2 protein-coding genes and 1 pseudogene are annotated in these 3,085 nt (G+C 43.2%); all 3 read right to left on the minus strand.

Annotated features, from left to right (window positions below):
• A pseudogene (locus A3735_RS21600) lies at positions 1 to 294 on the minus strand (hypothetical protein); the annotation flags it as partial.
• Positions 294 to 1,982, minus strand: coding sequence for a GH3 auxin-responsive promoter family protein (locus A3735_RS21605; RefSeq protein WP_068510706.1), 1,689 nt, complete (start codon positions 1,980 to 1,982; stop codon positions 294 to 296). The gene A3735_RS21605 and the pseudogene A3735_RS21600, both read right to left, overlap by 1 nt.
• The gene (locus A3735_RS21610) at positions 1,982 to 2,815 is read right to left on the minus strand and encodes a hypothetical protein (RefSeq protein ID WP_068510704.1); all 834 of its coding nucleotides are present in this window, start codon (positions 2,813 to 2,815) and stop codon (positions 1,982 to 1,984) included. The genes A3735_RS21605 and A3735_RS21610 overlap by 1 nt, the downstream gene beginning before the upstream one ends.
• Positions 2,816 to 3,085: the final 270 nt, after the last annotated feature.

Consider the following 3,085-nt stretch of genomic DNA (forward strand, 5'->3'; position numbering starts at 1 on the left):
ACGATAATCCTGGTGAATACGTAGATCATTGCCGTAACGGGTTAATCTTTTTTCGCCGTCGACATAAACTTCGCGCTTACCAATACTGAATGAGGCCAACAAGGTCTCTGTTTTATGATCAATCATGACCCAAACATCCGGATCTGTTGTGGTCACCTTTGTTGCATGAAAAAAGTTAGGTGCGCGCTCAAAATTCAGGTGCACTTCTCCTTCCTGTGGCGTTTGATCAATCAGGCGTAGTAGTGCAGCTGAATCACCATCTTCGGCGGGGCGAATTTCGTAGCGCTGGCTCATTAGCTTACGGCCTCGACTCTGTTTTGCTGTTCATTGCTTGCGCTCGAGCATTGAGGAGAGAATAGTTCGTTTTGCCAAAGTACCAGAGGTTCAATTTTAACGTTACCAGCCACCATGCCACGCGCTATCTTATGCGAGGTATAAACCTGCATGGCATCTTCCATGAGCAAAACGTGCGCATGATCGAGCTGACCAAGTTCGCGAGCAAGTTTATAGTGAAAGTTCTGGAGCAAAAATTCTTCTAGTTCGCGATCAAGTTCGACCTGTAGGTTTTTCTGCTCGCAAGTGTTAAGTCTGTTATATGTAGCCTGGTTTTCGCATAACAAAGCATAGCGAGGTAAGTTTGCTTCAGAATAAGAAGGGAGCGCGAGTAAGCTTATTGGCAAAATAGCGTCATGCATGGAAAACTCATTAATAATATTAACTGCCAGCTCTGGCGACAGTTTCTCACCCACCATATCAACACCACTAAGGCGTCCAATGAATTCAAAGCAAGGGCATTGATCTAAAAAGCCGGTTACCTTCAGCTGGTCATTCATCGCGTAGCGAAGTAAACCATTAGAGCTACTTAGAATGGGACGTACATTCTGGCCCTCCGTTAGCTGCCAGCTAGTATGTATTTGATTGGTGTCCAGGTCCTCAAACTCATAAAAGTGACTAGTCAGTGCTAATGGGTATTTCCCCTGAAACGGGAAGCTAATGACGCCTTCAGTGGCCCAAAGGCCCTTTCCTTGAAAACGACAATGGGGAAACAAGTCGCGTAGTTTGTTCGCCCAAATTTTAGATGATGAGGTGTCCCAAGCACTGATGAGACCAAGTTTGGGCCAAAGCATACTTGTCATTTTAGCACTTAACTCACCATCCCAAGCATCTAACGACTTAGCGGCGTCAGGGTTTTTGGGTGCGGATAGATGTGATAAGCCAGAAAGAGTCTCAGGCCACTGACCGGAGTTTAGTACTTCAACGATAAGAGGCTGCTTATCTTTGATTAACTGTAACAGGCTTAGCGCAAAGGTTGGGCTCCATACCGAGATAAACGACAAGTCCCGGCAAGCAACTAAATAGCATGCCGTTGCAATTGAGGATTCCTCAGAAGTATTCGCAAGTGAAATGGCTTCAGGAACAGCCATTGTCCCTGACATAAACAAACGCTTCCACCAAGGGAGAAGTTGCAAGTCATCGTTAATGCTGCTCGTAAGTTTATTCCTTAGATCGCTCGGGACCCATGACAAAGACCAATAATGTTTGCCTTGCTTTATCTCAGGAAATTGTCGGTATAAGTCTGCCATCCAGGGACTAATTGCCTGATCTAATTCATCGAGGAAGGCTTGATTGTAGGGAATCCACTTCATTTTAGAGGTGGAACCACTCGTGGGCTGATAACGCTCGCACTTGATGTTGCTTAAAACATTTTCTCGGCCGGCTTGCTGGCGCTCTATTTGCTCGTGCCAAACATCATAATCGCTAATTGGCAATGTTTGGAACTCGGAGAGGCTGCTATTTTCCCTAAGGTGATACTTGGCTGCGGATTCAGTTCCTGAAACGCTTTCTAGTATTCCCTGAAGAATCGATAATTGCGACTCTTCTACTGAACGACAAGCGCTGCGGAATCTTGCGCCACCCTTGTTGGATAGCGCGTGTGACGCAACATGCAAACCTTTCGAAGCAAGCGAGCCGAGAAATGACATTAAGATAGCTCCAAATTCTGTGAATCAGCTCTTTGGCGCAAATCATCACCCAGCTCTTTGCTGACCTGACCTGCTTTTTGACGAAGACTCTGCCGACTCTGTTTTTTCTTGAAAGGAATCATATTACGCTGCATGAAATCGAGTAACATACTTATAGTTACTTCGCCCGCGCAAGGTAGTTCAGTACCTTTCTCCCACGTTGGGTTAAGTTTTGCGAAGTGGTCGATATCACGGTTTTCATCTCTCATTTCTGGCGTAATGCAGGCAACACCTTCCTTGAGGTTTTGATATTCGTCACCAAAATCGAGTAAGCGGCTTTTTGAACAGTAAGCGCTCGGATAAAGCTTGTTACAGTATTCATCAACAATACTCTCTAGCTTCGGGTTATGATGTTGATGACAGGGATAAAATTGGTGAAAGTTGTTCGTCATCAATAAGTAGGTTTTATAGCCCTTAGAAATTAGTAGCCAGAACACATGCTTTCTAGGGTTCTTGAGTTTTGTCGAAAATAACTTTATTGCGAAAGCTTTTTGAAGTGATTTATCTCCCCAATACGCCTTATCAACGACGGTATCACCACTGAATATACCGATAGCTTTTTCATTACCATGATCTAGCTCTAATTCGGTCCATGTTGAGAAACCGATAATTCGTTTGCTTAGTTTATCCTCAAGTATAAAAACTCCCGTTTTATTGCCCATATCTGTCGCAAACGTTTCAAACTCGGCGTTATTGTAATACTGGACAAATAACTTATGCATTTCGATAAGTTGAGGAACAGAAATATTCTTTATTGAATAGAAGCGAGTTGATAATTTATTTTTGTTTGTCATGCCATTTCCCTGCTTTAAACCTTAATAATGCACTAGACATAAAAAGGCTATATCGATTTAAATCAGATCAATAGCAAACGCCCCCCAGCATTCACTAAAACTAAAATTCAGTTTTCTCTGACATACAATTTCAAACCTCGAAAGCAGACAAATGTTCGCTATAATAAAAATGCAACAGATTAATCTATCGTTAGTAATAATTAGACAGACAAATCTTGATACTCGACGCGACCCTAAGTGGGCTCCAGCTATCTGAGCTTTAGATTTCAC

The organism is Oleiphilus sp. HI0061 (assembly GCF_001635675.1).